Below are 20049 nucleotides of genomic sequence, written 5' to 3'. Positions count from 1 at the left end.
TGAGGTTTTTGTGAAGCAAACTCAACGCCATGATGCCATTATCGAACTTGCCCGTATTCAAGGCTATGTAAGTACTGAAAAGTTAGTTGAATATTTCAATGTCAGCCCACAAACTATTCGTCGTGATCTCAATGAACTGGCGGAAAAAAATAAAATTCAGCGTCATCACGGAGGTGCCGCGCTTCCTTCAAGTTCTGTTAATACGGCTTACCATGATCGTAAAATGATGTGGTCGAACGAAAAAGAACGGATTGCCCAACATGTTGCACGCCAAATTCCTAATGGGGCTACATTATTTATCGATATCGGTACCACACCAGAAGCTGTCGCCTTTGCTTTGCTAAATCATAAAAATTTAAGGATCGTAACTAATAATCTTAATGTTGCAATCCTACTTATGCCCAAAGAAGATTTTCGTTTGATCTTAGCAGGAGGAGAAGTTCGTAGCCGTGATGGAGGAATTGTTGGTGAGGCAACCTTAGATTTTATATCTCAATTCCGTCTTGACTTTGGTATTTTAGGCATTAGTGGTATCGATGAGGATGGTTCATTACTCGAGTTTGACTACCATGAAGTACGGACAAAAAAAGCAATTATTGAAAATTCTCGTTGCGTTATGCTGGTCACTGACCACTCAAAATTTGGTCGCAATGCAATGGTCAACCTAGGCAGTATGGAGATGATTGATTATCTCTTTACTGACAAAGCACCTCCTGCAAACATCCACAAAATGATTGAGCATCATAATGTAACCCTTGAAATATGCTAATGTTCGTCTTATCGCAGGAAATTTTCTCATTTCCTGCTCTATTCTGTAGCTATACTTCTTTATAAGCTCATATTCTCTCCAAATTAAATACTCATTTTCTAAATTAGTTTGCTATTTTGGTCTATTTTTCCATCAAATGATAAATGGCATTAATTTTATGGTTTTTTCCGCTTAATAATAGTTGGCTTTCGAATCTAATTTGATTAAAATTGTGAGCGAAAACGAACATATTTGAGCAATCTCGAACATTGGGGGACGCATGGAAATAAAAGATTTAATTGTGCTAGGTGGTGGTATAAATGGTGCAGGTATTGCCGCTGATGCTGCTGGTCGAGGATTATCAGTATTACTACTAGAAGCTCAAGATCTTGCTAGCGCAACTTCTTCTGCTAGCTCCAAACTGATCCATGGCGGATTGCGCTATTTAGAACATTATGAATTTCGTTTAGTCAGTGAAGCCCTTGCCGAGCGTGAAGTTTTGCTTAAGCTTGCTCCCCATATCGCTTTTCCTATGCGTTTTCGCCTACCTCATCAACCTCATCTTCGCCCTGCCTGGATGATCCGTGCTGGCCTTTTCCTTTATGATCATCTAGGTAAACGTACCAGTCTACCTAGCAGTAAAGGGCTAAAATTTGGTAAAAACTCTGTCTTGAAATCAGAATTAACAAAAGGTTTTGAATATTCAGATTGTTGGGTAGATGATGCACGCTTAGTCGTCCTCAATGCACAAGAAGTTCTTAGACATAAAGGTGAAGTTCGAACTCGTACTAAAGCGACGAGAGCCTGGCGTGAGAACGGGCTCTGGGTCGTGGAAGCAGAAGACCTACGTACGGGTAAAAAAGAAACTTGGCAAGCAAAAGGATTAGTAAACGCAACTGGACCTTGGGTTAAATCTTTCTTTGATGAAGGGTTACAATTAAAATCTCCCTACGGTATCCGACTAATTAAAGGTAGCCATATTGTTGTACCTCGTGTCCACGACGGATCACAAGCTTATATTTTACAAAATGAAGATCACCGTATTGTCTTTGTTATTCCTTGGATGGACGAGTTTTCTATTATAGGTACTACTGATGTCGAATACCAAGGTGATCCAAAAAATGTCCACATCGATAATAATGAAATCAATTACTTATTAAAAGTTTATAACGATCATTTCAAAAAACAGTTAACACAGCAAGATATTGTCTGGACTTACTCTGGGGTACGTCCATTATGTGATGATGAATCTGATTCACCTCAAGCCATTACACGTGATTACACACTTGACATCCATGATGAACAAGGAAAAGCACCTCTATTATCTGTTTTTGGTGGGAAATTAACCACATATCGTAAACTTGCCGAACATGCGGTCGATAAATTAGCGCATTACTACCCTAATACTGGCAAAGCATGGACTAAAGAAGCAACACTACCTGGTGGTGATATTGAAGGTTATGATCGTGATGGTTATGCTCAACTATTACGTAAACGCTATCCATGGTTACCAGAAGGAATTGCATTGCGATATGCCCGTACTTACGGTAGTAACAGCAATTTGATCTTAAACCAAGCACAATCGTTATCAGATCTAGGTGAAGCTTTTGGGCATAATTTATATGAAGCTGAATTACGTTATTTAGTCGAAAATGAGTGGGTTACAGAGTTAGATGATGCCATCTGGCGTAGAACTAAATTAGGCATGTGGCTCAATGACGATGAGAAGCAACGCATAACACAATGGCTAACTAAACTTACAACCATTACGCAATAAAACCATATAAGCCTCATAAATTTATGAGGCTTATATCGCAACTTTACCGCTTACAATCCAATCCGTTCAAGAAAGTCAATAAAGTTTCTTCGCCGTATCTAACCAATCCTGCTTAAACTTACGTTGCATGTTTTCAACTGCATCAATAATATCATGATGAACAAGTTTATCATTTTGGATACCAACACAGCGACCACCATACCCTTGTAAAAGTAACTGAATAGAGTAAGCGCCCATACGGGATGCCAGAACACGATCACTCGCTACTGGGCTACCACCCCGCTGAATATGACCTAAAACAGTTGCCCGTGTCTCATGACCCGTTGCTTTTTCAATATATTTCGCCAATTCATTAACATCACAAATATGTTCAGTAATAGCAACAATCGCATGACGTTTACCTCTTGCTAAGCCAGATTTAATTTCTGTTAGTAACTCTTCCTTATCAAAAGGTATTTCGGGCAATATCACAAACTCACAGCCTCCAGCAATCGCCGCAGATAAAGTCAAATCACCGCAGTGGCGCCCCATTATTTCAACTATCGAAATACGTTTATGGGAAGTTGAGGTATCACGTAAACGATCAATTGCCTCAACAATGGTATCCAAAGCGGTGAAATAACCAATCGTATAATCAGTACCAGCAACATCATTATCAATCGTTCCAGGTACACCGATACAAGGGAAGCCCGCTTCAGTGATCCTCTTTGCGCCGCGATAAGAACCATCTCCACCAATGACAACCAAGGCATCAATATTATGTTTTTTCATATTATCAATAGCTTGGGCTCTTACCTTCTCACTATCACGAAATTCAGGAAAACGGGCAGAACCTAAGAAAGTACCGCCACGATTAATAATATCCGAAACACTAAAACGGTTAAGTTCTTTTATTCGATTTTCATAAAGCCCCATATAACCATCAAAAATACCATAAACTTCTAAACCTTCAGAGAGTCCCATTCGCACAACACTACGAATAGCAGCATTCATTCCTGGCGCATCACCACCACTGGTTAAAACGCCAACTCTTTTTATTCCTTTTTTATTCATGGTGACCTCTGATTTAATATATCGCCATAAGTATAAAAACCATATCATTTATTTTACTTATGACCCTGACGGGCTGTATTGATTCGGCTTACTACATTATACGATAAAACTTTTACCGTGTGCTTTAATTATTAACTTTCTTTGATAAAGGTGAAATTTATTATAAATATTGCAAATACTCTCATTAAAATAATTAAATAAAAAATTTTCAATGATTATGTTAATAAAATATATTTTTAGCGGATAATTCAGTTATCTTAATAAATACTTTAATTTTTTATACTATAAATATATGGATTACTTTCTTAAAACCAACGCTATCAATAAAACGCTTTTTATGTCTTTTTAGTATAGCTAACTTCATCTATAAAAATTTTTAACTTTTAATTAAAAACTGTCTGATTAATTTACACCTCCGACTTACACTTCAACTAAAATATTCCTTATAAGTCAGTTAGTTCCATCTCAAAACTCACATATAAACTTAACACCACTAGTGTACAAAAAATTATAGAGAAGGCAAAATATAATAGGCATTGTTACCCATAGTGGAAATCGAAAAATAGTATCGCTAGATAGAAATATTTTAGTAATTTTAAATATAGGATCTGCGAGTAAATGAAATAATGGAGAAAAAATGTTAGAAATATTCGATGTGAACTATAACCTTTTGACTGAAAAAAAATCAAAAGAATTATTTACGTTAAGAAAAGAAACATTTAAAGATCGGCTTAACTGGGCAGTAAATTGTATTAATGGCATGGAGTTTGATGAATATGATAATGACAAGACTAACTATCTATTTGGCGTAAGAAATAACACCATCATCTGTAGTGTCAGATTTATTGAAATGCAATTTCCTAACATGATTACAGGCACATTTGCACCTTTTTTCAAACATCTCAATCTCCCTAAAGGAAACTATATTGAATCAAGCCGTTTTTTTGTGGCCAAGGACCGAACAAAAGAACTAAATTGCGACAAATATCCCGTCTTTTTTATACTATGTCTAGCAATGATTAATTATGCGCAAAAAGGCGATTATGATGGGATTCTTACTATTATCAGCCATGCTATGTTAAAAGTAGTAGAGCGATCAGGTTGGGAAGTTTCAATCATCGAACAAGGTTTATCAGAAAAAAATGAAAAAGTGTATCTACTGCTTTTGCCTATAGATTCTAGAAATCAAAATAAGTTAATTGGAAGGATAAGGAGCCATTATGACAGCCTAGTTAATAATAATTTAAAAAAATGGCCATTGATATATCCATCATTTGGAGACAGGTTTAATGAGTTGTAATTCGACACCAAGTCTTATTGCATGCTTAGCATTCATAACGCCTAATTTTTTCACAACACTGCCAATATGAAATTTTACTGTACCCAATTTTATGCCTAGTATGGTTGCAATTTCCGAGTAGGTTTTTCCCATACTAGCCCAATATAAAATTTCATTTTCGCGTGGTGAAAAACACTCTTTTCCACTTGCTGGGTTCTGATAGTTTTGTCTAATCATCTCTCGATACAGAGAGGTGATTTTTTCATGAACATCAAGAAGAAGCATATGCAAATCATTTTTATGCTCTTTTATCTTCTTTTTTATTTCCACAACTTCCGAACTCACCATCATAATTGATAACATAGCAAGGCGATTGTTATAATCGTGTAATACAAAAGTGTAGCCATTTACAACATTATAATCTTTCGAAATATCAAAAATTTTGGAGAAATCAACATTAGAATTAATAGACAAACTTTCGTCCCACTCAAAAGGAGAAACTCTATTCAGAGCAAAGATAACAACGGGATCAATTTGTTGATAATTCCTTTCCTTATATATTTCAACCCACTGATCTGGATAATTTGTTATCGCAAACAATTCCGCTGGATTTCTTTTATTCAGAATAATATATGCATATCTAAATTCCCCAAAAACCGCTAATTCTCTATCTAAGTAGTTTTTTATTACATTATTTATCGTATCATTATCAAAAAAAGCCTTTGACATCCAGCTACTCCCCCAAAAATACATAACAACTTCCATGTAAGAACAAAAGTATAGTGCAAAACTAGACTTAAGTCTAACTACAATCGAAGCATAAAAAAAGGTAAAGTCACTATTAGATTTATATAAAAACAATAAAAAAACCTGACCTCATCTAAGGTCAGGCTGCCAAGTTAGCCAACACCATGGAAATTTATTTCTTAATATCATAAAGCCATATCGTCAGTAGAAGCAAGATGTCTCTACTGGCTTTATAGCTTTTTTTCATCATAATTTACTATTAGTAATTCTTTTTTCTTACTTAAAAATTTAATTTTTACTTATATATCAATATATTAACCTTAACAAAGAAATAAACTTTTGCTTACAAATTTATTTATAATAAAATCAACATATCGGCTAATTAGCCATATTTCATTCTAAAAATCTATTTAAACTACATATCAATTGCGCTGTAAACTTCTCTCGGTTATATATTGAACATTCTACACATTCAAATTATCTAAGAATTTTACGATACAAAAACATTATGAGTAGTTTAATCTTCATGAAAATAAATGTGCTAAATAAGTAACATTTTTCTGATAGACGCTTTTCATAATTAAATTTTTCAATACAATGTCACTAATTAGCATTTTTTTACAAAAATAACATCATAGCACTACAAGTGTGTTATTTAACCATGCTAACAATTTTAGAAAATACCCTTAACTTAATAAACTACTATGATTTTGAATACTGAATAGCGTCTTAGCAATATTATTTGATTATATTTTGCTAAGCTAATTTTTGATTAATTGTCTGATTTGACTAACGACATGCAACGCAAGGATTATTCAACCAATTAAATCAATACAATTTATGTACCCACGTAACTACCGTGCCAACTATTCAACAGTTTTTGCTCCCATAGCCGCTTCTTCTATTAAGTTTTCCAACGTATTATCATGGATAACCATTGCTGTCGAGAAAAGTGATGGTAACAAAAAATACTGAGTGCTTTTTTCCGTCATTAGAGATGTCCTCAAGTAATAACAAGTCAGTATTACACGCTTTAATTTTCTTTGTACACTTGAGCCAATATTGACCATATCGAGAATATCTTCTAAATGGTCTTCAAGATTGTGTCCTATATGTATGGGACCAGTCATCTTTCGCTCATTCTAAAACAGGCGTAAATAACGGTATTCCGAATATTCTAGCTGCTTAGAAAGCGCTTTAACCGACCAAATTACTACCAGATTCATCAATTCTTTTTATTTCTTCAAATGGCTGGTGGTATTGAACCATGTATCGAACCTCTTATATTTATTAGTGGTATAGATTGATAATATAGACAGCTTACCGTAGTGTAATTCAAATACTGTTTATGCCATCCAAGAATAACCTGCTCGTCCCCCCCATAACGATTAAACTGTAATGATCAACTAGAATTGTGTTTCTTTCTACCATGCTGCGATAGTAAAAAAGCCAGTCAATACAAGGTATCTTCTGGCTTATAATTTGTTGTGAATCGTTATGAAATACTACTCAATATTTTGGATCTGCTCACGCATTTGTTCTATTAATACTTTTAATTCAACAGCAGAATTAGTCACTTGGCTATTAATAGACTTAGAGGCCAAGGTATTTGCTTCACGATTAAATTCCTGCATCATAAAATCCAACCGACGGCCGACAGCTTCTTGCTTTTTGAGAATATTACGTGTTTCTTTAACATGGGCATCCAGCCTATCAAGTTCTTCTGCAACATCAATACGTTGGGCTAACATGATTAGTTCTTGTTCTAATCGATTATTATCTATCTGAATTTCTGCCTCTTCTAATTTTGTTTGTAAGCGCTCACGCTGCCATTTTAAAATTTCAGGCATTTGACGACGAATGTCTTGAATTTGTTGACAAACAGCATCTAGCCGTTGCTCAATCATTATCTTTAGCATCTTACCTTCTCTTTCCCGACTGAGAATTAAATCATCTAAAGCAATTTCTAATTCTTTAAGTAAATGCGTACAAATAACATCCAAATTTTGCTCCTGAGCTGACATAACCCCAGGCCAGCGAAGAATTTCTAATGGATTAATTTCGCCTTCACCACTACTCTTTTTTATCCAGTTAGCAGCGCTGATCAATTGGTTAGCTAACTCTTCATTCAGGACTAATTCGCTCTGCTGATGTGAGCTAAGTTCAAAACGTAAACTACACTCTACTTTCCCTCGTGTTAATCTGGCACGTAGACGCTCACGAATAACCGGTTCCAGACTTCTAAATTGTTCCGGTAAGCGAATATAAGTTTCAAGATAACGTTGGTTAACGGAACGCAGCTCCCAAGCCGCATTTCCCCATTCACTTTTTATATCTCGTCGTGCGAAAGCGGTCATACTATGGATCATATTTCGTTCCTATAAATAAAAATTAGATTATAACCTTGAGTGAAAGCATAGGATAGGCATTCAATGTCGAAGAACGTATAATGCGCCACCAACATTATTTAACTAAGGAGATAACACCATGCGTCCAGAGAATAGAGAAGCTGATCAGGTGCGCCCTATAAAAATCACCCGCCAATATACTAAACATGCCGAAGGTTCTGTTTTAATTGAATTTGGTGATACCAAAGTATTATGTAACGCCACAATTGATGAAGGCGTTCCCCGTTTTTTAAAAGGCCAATCACAAGGATGGATAACAGCAGAATACGGTATGTTACCTCGGGCAACAAATTCGCGTAATATACGCGAAGCGGCAAAAGGCAAACAAACAGGTCGCACCATGGAGATACAACGCCTTATCGCACGTTCTCTACGCGCTGCTGTTGATTTAAAACAATTAGGTGAATATACCATTACACTAGATTGTGATGTCATCCAGGCTGATGGAGGCACTCGTACCGCTGCAATTTCTGGTGCCTGTGTCGCTTTAACTGATGCATTAAATAAAATGGTCGCAGAAGGAAAATTAAAACAAAGTCCGCTTAAATCGATGGTTGCGGCAGTTTCTGTCGGCATAGTGGATGGCAAACCTATTTGTGATCTAGAATATAGTGAAGACTCTGTGGCAGAAACAGATATGAATGTTGTCATGATGGATAATGGTAAAATGATTGAAATTCAAGGTACTGCCGAAGGTGAACCATTTAGCCATGAGGAGCTGCTATCGCTACTTTCTTTAGCAAAAAATGGCTTACAAACCATTTTTACCGCACAGAAAGAAGCATTAGAATAATAAACTGTTACATCTTACTAGCTGTCTTTATAGCTGTTAAATTAAAAGAAAATAATTAAAGAGGAAAATTTAATGAAAGGCTATCAGCGCGAATTTATTAAACTCGCCATGAAAAAAAAAGCATTGGAATTTGGTGAATTTACGTTGAAATCTGGTCGCAAGAGCCCCTATTTTTTCAATGCTGGCCTCTTTAATACAGGGAAAGATTTAGCTGCACTAGGTCATTTTTATGCCCAAGCATTTATGGATCATAATCCTGCTTGTGACATTATTTTTGGTCCAGCCTATAAAGGTATTCCGATCGTAACAACAATGGTGGTTGCACTATCTGAACATTATCACTTTGATAAACCTTATTGTTTCAACCGTAAAGAGGTTAAAAAACATGGAGAAGGTGGAGAATTAGTCGGTAGTCCATTAAAAGGAAATGTTGTGATCGTTGACGACGTTATTACAGCAGGAACGGCAATTAAAGAATCTGCAGAAATAATTAAACGACATAAAGCTAAACTTAGCGCAGTTATATTAAGTCTAGATCGTCAGGAAAAAGGTGAAAAGAACCTATCAGCCGTGCAAGAAATCGAAAAAAAATTTAAATGCCAAGTATTTTCTATTATCACTTTGAATGATTTAATTGATTATTTAAGTGAAAATCCGAATATGTCAACCCATTTGCCTATGATGAAAACTTATCGTGAGAACTATGGTACCACTCCTCTTACCAAATAAAAAATTAGTAATTTTTAACCCACTAGTACAAAAAAAAACTCCGCCCAAATATCAGGCGGAGTGAGTAGTACAATTAATTATTGTAGCTGCGCCAAAATCATAGGCCAGCGTGCATCAAATTCTTTAGTTGGGTAATAACGAAATTCTGAACGCACAAATCGTGATAACATACCCTCACAAAATACTAATAATTGAGATGCTAATAAACTCTCATCATAACTAAAACTTTGCTTATCACGTATTTTTCTTTCCTTTAAAACCTGTCTAAATTGCGCTTCGATACGTTCAAATAATTGGCTAATCCTATCTTGTAACTGAACCTGCTCAAACATCAACGCATGTGCCGTCATTATTCGTGTTAATCCAGGATTTTTCTCCGCAAAACCGAGGATCAACATTAAAATCAACCGAATACGCCTAATGGTGTCTTTCTCATCTTGCAGAATCAGATTAATACGCGAAATTAAAGAATTTTCAATAAATTCAATAAGACTATCAAACATTTTTCCCTTACTCGGAAAATGCCGGTAAAGTGCTGCCTCAGATACACCAACATGACTTGCCAACTTAGCTGTGGTAATGCGCTGGCTGCCATCACTCGTTTCCAACATTTGCGCAAGCGCCTGCAAGATTTCCTCACGCCTGTTTTTCTTCTTTGCTATCTCTTTTCCTGCCATGGCTAAACAAGCCCCCTGATAAAACAACAAAACAGACCATGCAATCCTTGCTTTTCATCATTTATAAAGCAAAAAAATTAACAAATTGATAATATTTCATAAATAACAAGATATTATTGGCGGCCTGAATGACCAAAACCACCACTACCACGTTTTGTGGTTTCAAAATCTTGCACAAGCTCAAACTCGGCTTGAACAATTGGTACAAAAACCATTTGTGCTATACGCTCACCCGGTTCAATAGTGAAACTTCTATCACCACGATTCCAGACCGAAACCATCAATTCACCTTGATAATCAGAATCAATTAAACCGACTAAATTTCCCAACACGACACCATGCTTATGTCCTAAACCTGAGCGAGGAAGAATAACCGCTGCCAATTGTTGATCTGCAATATGTACTGCTAATCCTGTAGGTAATAGCTCAGTTTGTCCTGGTCCTAATTGAATAGCCTGATCTAAGCAAGCTCGCAGATCTAATCCAGCAGATCCTTCTGTCGCATAAGTGGGCAAAGGAAATTCATTTCCTACACGAGGATCAAGAATTTTAATGTCTATTTTTTTCTTCATAATGTTGAAGTATCTCATCGAGTAAACGGTGGCCAAGCTCTAATTTATGACTATGTGGTAAATATATCTCTTTATCTTCCCAAAATAAATTCAGAGCATTGCTTTCTGAATTAAATCCGTGATCAGCTAATGAAACATCATTTGCACAAATAAGATCCAGATTTTTTTGCATACGTTTATTACGAGCATATTCTTCCATATTTTGTGTCTCTGCTGCAAATCCAACAACATAAGGACGATTTTTAGTCAATTTACCAACACTTGCCACAATATCAGGATTTTTTACCAATGTCAGAGTAATTTCATCTGCCTGCTTTTTAATTTTTTCTTTTGCAAACGCTTTAGGTCGATAGTCAGCAACTGCAGCACATCCAATAAAAATTTCTTGTTTATCAATTATATTATGTACTTGGTTATACATCTCCAACGCACTAACAACATTAATACGTTTAACGCCTACTGGCGTTGATAAATTAACTGGACCGGTAATAAGTGTTACATTAGCGCCTCGCTCTGCAGCCGCTTGTGCTATCGCGAAACCCATTTTTCCCGAACTATGATTAGTAACAAAACGAACGGGATCGATTTCCTCTTGGGTTGGCCCCGCCGTAATTGCTAAATGCAGGTTTACCATATCTTGCTTATGCTGAAAACTATTCTCAGCTAACTCGACAATAGCTAACGGCTCTAGCATTCTACCAGGGCCAATATCACCACAAGCTTGACTACCTTCATCAGGACCCCAAATTAAAACATGGCGCTCTTTAAGTAGTGTAATATTTTGCTGAGTAATATTAGCGCGATACATCTGCTGATTCATTGCTGGCACAACAGCTATTTTTGCCTCTGAAGCTAAACAGACCGTTGTTAATAAATCGTTAGCCATACCAACAGATAAACGAGCAAGCAAATCTGCAGTTGCTGGCGCTAAAATAATTAAATCTGCCCATTTAGCTAATTCAATATGACCCATTGCCGCCTCTGCGGCAGGATCCAAGAAATCATCAGCAACTGGATAGCCCGAAACAGCCTGTAGTGTCAACGGTGTAATGAAAGATTTGGCAGCATTCGTCATGACCACACGTACAATTGCACCATGATCACGCAAACGACGAACTAATTCCGGAGTTTTATAAGCTGCAATACCACCACTAACGCCAAGTACAATATTTTTACCTGTAAGTTCTGCCATCATATCTATCCAAATTCAAATGATGAATTTACTGATATTACCATAAGCTGAAGTTTAGGTGAGAATAGCATCAATTTTTATCCATAAAAAAACTTTTTTGCAAAACGCTACGCAACTACGCTAGAAAATTTTGGCGCATATTTTGGCATACTGTAACCTGTTAAAGCGACAGGGAAATAGATAGGAAAAATATATGGACGAAATAAATTATGCACTTCAACCTAGAGAAAAGCTTTTAGCTTATGGGGCATCATCATTAAGTGACAAAGAGCTTTTGGCCATTTTTCTTCGCACAGGGTTGCCTGGATTTCCGGTTTTAATGTTAGCAGAAAACTTATTAAAAGAGTTTGGTTCGCTTCACAAACTATTAACGGCTGATTATCAACAATTTTCAGCACATAAAGGGCTAGGGGTTTGTAAGTATTCACAATTACAAGCGATTGGTGAAGTAGCTAAACGATTTTTCACACAACAACTTATTAATCAAAGTATTATGAGAAGCCCTAAGCACTTGAAAAAATATCTACTTGATTTTTATCTTGGACAAGATAGAGAAATTTTTATTGTATTATTCTTAAACAACCAAAATCAAATTATCTGCTACGAAGAGATGTTTAAAGGTACCATAAATCGAGTAGAGGTACATCCAAGAGAAATTTTAAGACAGGCCGTTAAGGTAAATGCAGTATCCATTATTCTAGCGCATAATCATCCATCAGGTAATCCAGAGCCCAGTTTAGCGGATAAAGTTGTCACTGAAAGAATCGCCAATGCTTGCCGTTTGATAGACATAAAATTACTTGACCATTTTGTCATCACCCATAAGAAATGCCTTTCATTTGTTGAGCTTGACCTACTCTAGTACTATTTTTTGACTAATAAATAGCAACTTTATTAGTTCTGGGCTTGAGTGAAAGCGCTAGAGGGCGTATACTACGCCACCTTTTAGGATCTCGGGTTTGACAAGAAGGGCCTATCTCAGTAAATTTTTACTGAAGTTAAGTTGTTTTTTATATTAAGAAAATTTGCTGAGATAGGCTCCCAAGTCTGACGAGGCAGTCATTCCCGACATAGAGCTCGAGCTGATTAGATTTTTGGAGAAATAGACATGTCACGAGTCTGTCAAGTTACTGGTAAGCGCCCGATGAGTGGTAATAACCGCTCACACGCAATGAATGCAACTAAACGCCGCTTTCTGCCAAACCTGCACTCTCACCGTTTCTGGGTTGAGTCTGAGAAACGTTTCGTAAAACTTCGTGTGTCAGCAAAAGGCATGCGTATAATCGATAAAAAAGGGATCGACGCAGTTCTTGCTGAACTTCGCGCCCGTGGTGAGAAATACTAAGGAGCTTAAAAATGGCTAAGGGTATTCGCGATAAAATTAAACTAGTTTCTTCTGAAGGTACAGGCCACTTCTATACTACAACGAAGAACAAACGCACTATGCCTGAAAAATTGGAAATGAAAAAATTCGATCCAGTTGTTCGTAAGCATGTGATTTATAAAGAAGCCAAAATTAAATAACTTCTTTAATAAAAAACCCAGCTTGCGCTGGGTTTTTTATATAGAAGCCTTGGTGTATAGAAGAGAGTTTTATATTATTCACATTTTATTCATTCTGTTCTGTTCACAGCAAGATCTTCGCCCTCATTTGAGAAATTTACATCTCACTTTTAATATTTTTTACTTCTTTTTAATCAAGAAATAAACTGTTAATGGTTTAAAATACATAATAAGTTATTTTCACTGACTAAAAGTATGCTACCTAACAAAATCTGTCCTATAGATCCATTATTAAAAATATTAAGACATTTTAGCCTTTGGGTTAGTCATGATTTAAGTAAGCTTAAATTCTCAGCTTTCTCTGATATCAGCTATTTATTAATTTATCGATAGTAATTGTTACTACTGTAGGTAGCAAAATAGTAATAGTCTAATGTATTTTTTTATAATTAGGATATAAACGACCAAGACAAGATCGTATCATCGCTAATGAAAGATCATCGATAACCAAATTGCTGATTAATAGATGTCTAATCGATTATATAGAAAACAGCCGACCGAAACATTTTATCATGTGTTTACATCAGTAAAGAGAAAAGTAACTACCAGGCGTATTTTCGGTATTTCACGACAGGAATACAGACTGAGTGCCAAAGAATGCGATGAACAATATGAATCACAATATAATTTTAATTAATACTTCAGTAGTAAATATCTCTTTTGACTTTGTATTAAAATCAATTAAAAAATTTTTCGTTAATATAATAAATAACCTTTTGAAAAACTTAGCGAATATAAATAATTATCAAAAAAGAAAAAATTCTATTATTTTATTTATTAAATTTGAGCTCATATATTCATATAATTTTTCTTTGAATAAAACATCATTTAGACGCTAGAGAATCACAATTTTTCGGGATAATAAAATAACCATCCAAAATTTTTATCTAAAATGAGATAATCAGTAACTTTAAAAATTATTACTAAAATTATTCAAACTGTTAACAAAAGGCTTAAGAATAACAAAAATCATTCAATTTTTATTGTTATAATAAACTAAATTACGCCATCGACTTATCTTACTTTTATACTAACCAGATATTATAATCTCTCACCACTATCGATTCAAACATACTAAAATATTTTGTGATATTTGTTTTTAAAAATAGTCGCATACCATTATGTGTAGAAAAAATAACATAGAGTAAATTACAAATCAGTAATCTTATTGTTAATTCATTGATAGTATTTAAAATCCTTAACTTTGTACAACTTCAAATTTTTATTATTTTTTCAAATCTACTAAAAATTTTTAAAACAAAGGTTATTTCTAAGACTAAAAGGTAACCCTTTAGATTATTCTAATAAAATTAACTATCTTAAATTTGTTGAATTTATAGAGATAACATCGGTCAAAAATCAGATAAACTTATAAACAAACAATTCAAGAGTGACTGCAGCAAGTGGATAAACAATTTAAAAAAATTCTGATCATTAAAATGCGATTTCATGGAGATATGTTGTTGACAACACCGGTCATTAGCACACTCAAAAAAAATTATCCAGCCGCTAAAATTGATATTCTTCTCTATCAAGATACAATACCTATCTTGTCTGAAAATAAAGAAATTCATGCACTTTATGGCATAAAAAACAAAAAAAATAACAATATAGCCAAATTAGTTAATTTTATTATATTAATCAATAAATTAAGAAAAAATCATTATGATTTAATTATAAATTTAGCCGATCAATGGATTGTGCCTTTTTTAGTAAGATGTATTCCTGCCAAGATAAAAATTTCTCATCAATTCAACCATAGAGATACAAACTATTGGTCTGGAAGTTTTACACATATTGTTAAACCAACGGGAAAACATGTTGTTGAGCAAAATCTCTCTATATTAGAACCTCTTCAACTTAATACTTTGTATTCCAGTACAACAATGGCTTACCAACCAACTGATTGGGAAAAAATTAATCATCAATTAATTTCTCTAGGTGTACATAGTAGTTATGTTGTTATCCAACCAACAGCTAGACAAAAATTTAAGTGCTGGGATGATGAAAAATTTGCGGAAGTGATTGATAATCTACAATCTAGAGGATATCGAGTTATACTAACATCAGGTCCCAGTAAAGATGATCTAACCTGTGTGGCTAATATTGCACAACAATGTCGTCAATCACCCGTTACAGAATTTGCAGGAAAAACAACATTTTCAGAATTAGGTGCTCTAATTAGTCATGCCGCTTTATTTATCGGTGTAGATTCAGCACCAATGCACATTGCGGCAGCATTAGAAACCCCAATTATTTGCTTATTCGGTGCTACAGATCATCAATATTGGAAACCATGGAGTAAAAACGTTATTCAAATTTGGGCTGGCAATTATGAAAAAATGCCAGAACGACATGAGCGTGATCGTAATAAAAAGTATCTATCAATAATTCCCGCTAAAGATATTATCGCCGCTACAAAAAAAATGTTACCAATGGATATACAAACCATTAAATCTGAGATAGAGATATAACTCCATGGAAATTGCATTTTTTTTATATAAATATTTCCCTTTTGGTGGACTACAAAGAGATTTCATCCAGATCCTTTCTGCTTGCCAAAAACGCGGACATCAAATACGTGTTTACACAATGGTATGGGATGGTGAAATTCCTGCTCATATTAACGTTATCATCATCCCAGTTAAAGCACATACAAATCATGGGCGTAATGAAGCATTCTATCATGAGGTCAAAATACATTTAACCCAACATCCTGCTGATGTTATTGTTGGTTTTAATAAAATGCCAGGATTAGATATTTATTATGCAGCAGATGTTTGTTATGCAGAAAAAGTTGAAAAAGAAAAAGGCTTTTTTTATAAACTGACCAAACGGTACAAGCATTATATCGCTTATGAAAAAGCGGTCTTTGATGTAAACAGTCACACTAAATTATTAATGTTGACCCAACATCAAATTGATGACTTTAAAAAACATTACAAAACACCTGACGCACGTTTTTATCTGTTACCACCGGGCATTGATCTCAGTAGAAAATATGACCAGCAAATTGCTAACGCTAAACAGATATATCGTAAAAAAAATGCCATCTCCAAAGATCAATTTCTTTTATTGCAAGTTGGTTCAGATTTTAAACGTAAAGGTGTAGATAGAACACTTAAATCAATAGCTTCCTTGCCTAACAGCATAAAAAATAAAACTATGTTAATGGTGGTAGGGCAAGACTCACCTACCCGCTATCAACGATTAGCAAAAAAACTGGCTATAGATAAGCAAGTTTTATTTTTTCATGGGCGTAATGATATAGCCGAATTGATGGCTGCTGCTGATGTATTAATTCATCCTGCCTATCAAGAAGCTGCCGGCATAGTATTAATCGAAGCTATTGCAGCGGGTTTACCCGTCATTACAACCGAGATTTGTGGCTATGCGCCCTATATCAAACACGCCGATTGTGGCATAGTAATAAATGAACCTTATAGACAAAAAAATCTTAATAATGCTTTGGCGACAAGTTTAGCTAATGAGTCTCTATTAAATCAATGGGCGAAATCTGCACGCCACTTTGCTGATACTCAAGACTTATATAGTTTGCCTGAAAAAGCTGCAGATATTATTTTGGGATGCCAGCATGCTTGAACTGAAACAACCTTTTAAAAACTTATGGCAAGATAAAGATCCTTTTATTGAAATAGAAAAATTAGATGGTAAAATTTTTCGTCAATTAGAGACACGCAAAACATTATGCTTTACGCTTAATGCAAAGAGTTATTTTCTCAAAATTCATTATGGCACTACGTTAAAAGAAATACTAAAAAACCTATTTTCTTTACGAACACCAGTATTAGGCGCCGATAGAGAATGGAAAGCCATTCATCGTTTAACTGAGGCCGGCATTAATACGATGCATGGTAAAGCTTTCGGCCAAAAAGGAATTAATCCTTTATGCCGTAAGTCATTCATTATTACCGAAGCGCTTATTCCAACCATTAGCTTAGAAGAGTACTGCGTAAATTGGAAAAATTCAGCCCCAAAATTTAGTACTAAAAAAACATTAATTTGTCGAATGGCTGAAATAGTGCGTAAAATGCATGCATGTGGTGTCAATCATCGCGATTGCTATATTTGCCATTTTTTATTACATTTGCCTTTTGACGGCGATGAAAAAAAATTAAAAATTTCAATCATTGACTTACATCGCGCCCAAATACGGCAACGTGTACCAAAACGTTGGAAAGATAAGGATTTGATTGGGTTATATTTTTCTTCACTAAATATTGGGTTAACCCAACGAGATATTTTTCGTTTTATGCAAATTTATTTTTGTGATAGTTTAAGAAATATCCTCAATAATGAACAAAAATTAATATTCAGCGCTAATATTAAAGCAGAAAAAATAAAAGAAAGAACCGTTAGGAGAGGACTATAACTCTAAACGTTTTGTTTTTATAAAAGATTCTATAAAGATGGGTATAGTACATGTATTTTGACAAGCACAAAGTTATTACACAAAAACTCTGCTTAACGCAAAATATGCATGCTGATTGTCACCCTAAATTCCATATTGCATATGGAGTAGATAAAAATTTTTTATACGGTTGCGGAATTTCAATAACATCAATTGCGCTACATAATTCTGATATTAATTACTGTTTCCATATATTTACCGATTATTTTGATCATGAGCAAGAAGCGCTATTCGACACCCTTGCACGGCAATATAAAATTGAAATAAATATTTATTTAGTTAACGATCAAAGCTTAAAATCATTGCCCAGCACTAGAAACTGGTCCTATGCCACCTACTTTAGATTCATCATTGCGGACTATTTTACAAATAAAATAGACAAAATTTTATACTTAGATGCAGATATCATATGTAATAATAATTTAGATAGATTACAGAAAATTCAATTCAATAATAATGAAATTGCTGCAGTTGTAACAGAAAAAGATGAAAAATGGTGGCAAAAAAGAGCATCCGAATTAGAAGTGGCAAATATTTCACAAGGATATTTTAATGCTGGATTTTTACTCATTAATCTTATTCGCTGGGCAGAAGAAGACATTTCAACACAGGCAATGCAACTGCTTAAAAATAATGCGTTAAGAAATAAACTCTCTTTTCTAGACCAAGATGTTTTAAATATTCTGTTAACAAATAAAGTAATCTATTTGGCAAAAAAATATAATACTCAATACAGTATAAATTATGGTCTGCAAAGTGTTAAACATGATACTTTTGCTCTTGATACTATTTTTATTCACTATATTGGCTCGACCAAGCCATGGCATGAATGGGCTATATCTCCCTTTTCACAACCCTTTATAAAAGCAAAAAATGCCTCTCCCTGGCAAAATAAACCGCTATTAAAAGCAGAAAGCGCACATCTTTTAAGATATTGCGCTAAACATAAATTCAAACAAAAAAAATACCACGAAGGTTTAAAGAATTATACGCACTACTATTTAGCAAAATTTAGAATTCTCTTTAAAAGAGTTAAAGGGCTATGTTTATCATGAGGCATTTTATAAAACAAAAATTTAATATTGCAGGGGAAAAAAAGCTTACTGAAAATAATAAAAATTTTAACATTGCTTATGGTGTCGATAAAAATTTTCTACTTGGTGCAGCGATATCAATTAATTCCGTATTAATTAATAATACTGATACAGATTTCAATTTTCATCTATTCACTGATTATATTGATGACGGGTATATACAACGTTTTCAAACAATGATAGCAAAATATAATTCTAATATAATTATCTACCTATTAGATGCTGCAGAATTAAAACAACTATCAACCTCAGACTTCTGGTCTTACGCCACCTATTTTAGGCTAATCGCTTTTGAATATTTGAGTACTAACATACACGCTATTTTATATCTAGATGCTGATGTTATTTGCAAAGGCAGCCTAAAAGAAATATTTCAGCTAAATTTAGCTGATTCTTTTGCCGCTGTTGTACTCGATGTTGATAGCATGCAGCAATCAAGTGCTACTCGACTAAATTTAGCCGATTTAAATGGCAAATATTTTAATGCCGGCGTAATCTATGTGAATTTACAGAAATGGATCGAAAATGATTTTTCCAAAAAATCATTGGAGCTGGTACGAGGAAAAACAAATTTCGGTAAATTAAAATATCTCGATCAAGATGCCCTAAATATATTATTTCAGACGCAAAATATCTATTTATCTCGCGATTATAACTGTATATATAAGTTGAAAAATGAATTGGCTTATCACGATTTGTCCAAATACAAAAATACCATTACAGATAGCACCATTCTTATCCACTATACTGGCGTTACAAAACCCTGGCATACTTGGGGTATTAATTACCCTGCCAGTCAATTTTTTTTCAATTCATATATTCACTCACCGTGGAAAGATCAGCCATTAAAAATGGCAGAAAAGAGAACGGAGCTGCAAGAGAAATACAAGCATCTATTTTTACAACATAAATATATGCAAGGTTTCTTATGCTTAATTAAATATAAACTATTAAAAAAATAATCTTAAAGCACCTCATAGATAGG

The 20049-nt window shown here is 34.5% G+C and carries 20 protein-coding genes; 13 read left to right on the top strand and 7 right to left on the bottom strand.

The features are described from left to right. Positions 1 to 10 precede the first annotated feature (10 nt). Both ArsFIN_RS03745 and glpD read left to right on the top strand, forming a co-directional pair. Positions 11 to 769, top strand: coding sequence for a DeoR/GlpR family transcriptional regulator (locus ArsFIN_RS03745; protein WP_026821907.1), 759 nt, complete (start codon positions 11 to 13; stop codon positions 767 to 769). A gap of 259 nt (positions 770 to 1028) precedes the next feature. Further along, on the top strand, positions 1029 to 2525 hold the full coding sequence (gene glpD, locus ArsFIN_RS03740) for a glycerol-3-phosphate dehydrogenase (protein WP_026821908.1): 1497 nt from the start codon (positions 1029 to 1031) through the stop codon (positions 2523 to 2525). A gap of 75 nt (positions 2526 to 2600) precedes the next feature. Here glpD and pfkA read toward each other — a convergent pair whose 3' ends face one another. Then, the gene (gene pfkA, locus ArsFIN_RS03735) at positions 2601 to 3578 is read right to left on the bottom strand and encodes a 6-phosphofructokinase (protein ID WP_026821909.1); all 978 of its coding nucleotides are present in this window, start codon (positions 3576 to 3578) and stop codon (positions 2601 to 2603) included. A 637-nt stretch (positions 3579 to 4215) separates the two neighbouring features. On the opposite strand from pfkA, the gene ArsFIN_RS03730 reads away from it, so the two are divergent. After that, entirely contained in the window at positions 4216 to 4878 is a 663-nt protein-coding gene (locus ArsFIN_RS03730; protein ID WP_026821910.1) for an acyl-homoserine-lactone synthase, read from the top strand. Here ArsFIN_RS03730 and ArsFIN_RS03725 read toward each other — a convergent pair. From ArsFIN_RS03725 to ArsFIN_RS03720, 3 genes are all read right to left on the bottom strand, one after another. Further along, on the bottom strand, positions 4849 to 5586 hold the full coding sequence (locus ArsFIN_RS03725; protein WP_026821911.1) for a helix-turn-helix transcriptional regulator: 738 nt from the start codon (positions 5584 to 5586) through the stop codon (positions 4849 to 4851). The two genes, ArsFIN_RS03730 and ArsFIN_RS03725, sit on opposite strands and share 30 nt — an antisense overlap. A gap of 884 nt (positions 5587 to 6470) precedes the next feature. Further along, the gene (locus ArsFIN_RS28110; protein ID WP_276324655.1) at positions 6471 to 6596 is read right to left on the bottom strand and encodes a hypothetical protein; all 126 of its coding nucleotides are present in this window, start codon (positions 6594 to 6596) and stop codon (positions 6471 to 6473) included. Between the two features lie 513 nt (positions 6597 to 7109). After that, the gene (locus tag ArsFIN_RS03720) at positions 7110 to 7973 is read right to left on the bottom strand and encodes a YicC/YloC family endoribonuclease (protein ID WP_026821913.1); all 864 of its coding nucleotides are present in this window, start codon (positions 7971 to 7973) and stop codon (positions 7110 to 7112) included. Positions 7974 to 8091: 118 nt separating this feature from the next. On the opposite strand from ArsFIN_RS03720, the gene rph reads away from it, so the two are divergent. Next, positions 8092 to 8805, top strand: a complete 714-nt coding sequence (rph, locus tag ArsFIN_RS03715; RefSeq protein WP_026821914.1) for a ribonuclease PH — start codon at positions 8092 to 8094, stop codon at positions 8803 to 8805. A gap of 72 nt (positions 8806 to 8877) precedes the next feature. Beyond that, a complete protein-coding gene (gene pyrE / locus ArsFIN_RS03710) occupies positions 8878 to 9534 on the top strand; it encodes an orotate phosphoribosyltransferase (RefSeq protein ID WP_026821915.1) in 657 nt (218 codons plus the stop codon). Between the two features lie 77 nt (positions 9535 to 9611). Here pyrE and slmA read toward each other — a convergent pair whose 3' ends face one another. From slmA to coaBC, 3 genes are all read right to left on the bottom strand, one after another. Further along, complete coding sequence (gene slmA, locus ArsFIN_RS03705) at positions 9612 to 10211, bottom strand: nucleoid occlusion factor SlmA (RefSeq protein WP_026821916.1); 600 nt, start codon at positions 10209 to 10211, stop codon at positions 9612 to 9614. A 113-nt stretch (positions 10212 to 10324) separates the two neighbouring features. After that, complete coding sequence (dut, locus tag ArsFIN_RS03700) at positions 10325 to 10783, bottom strand: dUTP diphosphatase (RefSeq protein ID WP_026821917.1); 459 nt, start codon at positions 10781 to 10783, stop codon at positions 10325 to 10327. After that, on the bottom strand, positions 10761 to 11975 hold the full coding sequence (coaBC, locus tag ArsFIN_RS03695) for a bifunctional phosphopantothenoylcysteine decarboxylase/phosphopantothenate--cysteine ligase CoaBC (protein ID WP_026821918.1): 1215 nt from the start codon (positions 11973 to 11975) through the stop codon (positions 10761 to 10763). Before coaBC ends, dut begins: the two co-directional genes overlap by 23 nt. 193 nt (positions 11976 to 12168) lie before the next feature. Here coaBC and radC point away from each other — a divergent pair, with 193 nt between their 5' ends. The 8 genes from radC to ArsFIN_RS03650 all read left to right on the top strand — a co-directional run bounded on the left by radC (position 12169) and on the right by ArsFIN_RS03650 (position 20026). Beyond that, positions 12169 to 12837, top strand: a complete 669-nt coding sequence (gene radC, locus ArsFIN_RS03690; RefSeq protein ID WP_026821919.1) for a RadC family protein — start codon at positions 12169 to 12171, stop codon at positions 12835 to 12837. Positions 12838 to 13083: 246 nt separating this feature from the next. Continuing rightward, on the top strand, positions 13084 to 13320 hold the full coding sequence (gene rpmB / locus ArsFIN_RS03680) for a 50S ribosomal protein L28 (RefSeq protein WP_026821920.1): 237 nt from the start codon (positions 13084 to 13086) through the stop codon (positions 13318 to 13320). 11 nt (positions 13321 to 13331) lie between these two features. After that, on the top strand, positions 13332 to 13499 hold the full coding sequence (gene rpmG, locus ArsFIN_RS03675; RefSeq protein ID WP_026821921.1) for a 50S ribosomal protein L33: 168 nt from the start codon (positions 13332 to 13334) through the stop codon (positions 13497 to 13499). Positions 13500 to 14941: 1442 nt separating this feature from the next. Further along, positions 14942 to 16012, top strand: coding sequence for a lipopolysaccharide core heptosyltransferase RfaQ (gene rfaQ / locus ArsFIN_RS03670; protein WP_026821922.1), 1071 nt, complete (start codon positions 14942 to 14944; stop codon positions 16010 to 16012). 4 nt (positions 16013 to 16016) lie between these two features. Next, complete coding sequence (locus tag ArsFIN_RS03665) at positions 16017 to 17141, top strand: glycosyltransferase family 4 protein (protein WP_026821923.1); 1125 nt, start codon at positions 16017 to 16019, stop codon at positions 17139 to 17141. After that, positions 17134 to 17931, top strand: a complete 798-nt coding sequence (rfaP, locus tag ArsFIN_RS03660; protein ID WP_026821924.1) for a lipopolysaccharide core heptose(I) kinase RfaP — start codon at positions 17134 to 17136, stop codon at positions 17929 to 17931. The genes ArsFIN_RS03665 and rfaP overlap by 8 nt, the downstream gene beginning before the upstream one ends. 50 nt (positions 17932 to 17981) lie before the next feature. Beyond that, positions 17982 to 19025 carry a lipopolysaccharide 3-alpha-galactosyltransferase gene (waaO, locus tag ArsFIN_RS03655; RefSeq protein WP_051296932.1) on the top strand — a complete coding sequence of 348 codons (1044 nt, stop codon included), beginning with the start codon at positions 17982 to 17984 and terminating at the stop codon, positions 19023 to 19025. Then, the gene (locus ArsFIN_RS03650) at positions 19022 to 20026 is read left to right on the top strand and encodes a glycosyltransferase family 8 protein (RefSeq protein WP_026821925.1); all 1005 of its coding nucleotides are present in this window, start codon (positions 19022 to 19024) and stop codon (positions 20024 to 20026) included. Before waaO ends, ArsFIN_RS03650 begins: the two co-directional genes overlap by 4 nt. The last annotated feature ends 23 nt before the right edge of the window (positions 20027 to 20049 follow it).

The organism is Arsenophonus nasoniae, assembly GCF_004768525.1.
GTDB lineage: Bacteria > Pseudomonadota > Gammaproteobacteria > Enterobacterales > Enterobacteriaceae > Arsenophonus > Arsenophonus nasoniae.
The sequence above is the reverse complement of the archived record's forward strand: the minus strand, read 5'-3'. Positions and strand labels throughout refer to the sequence as shown.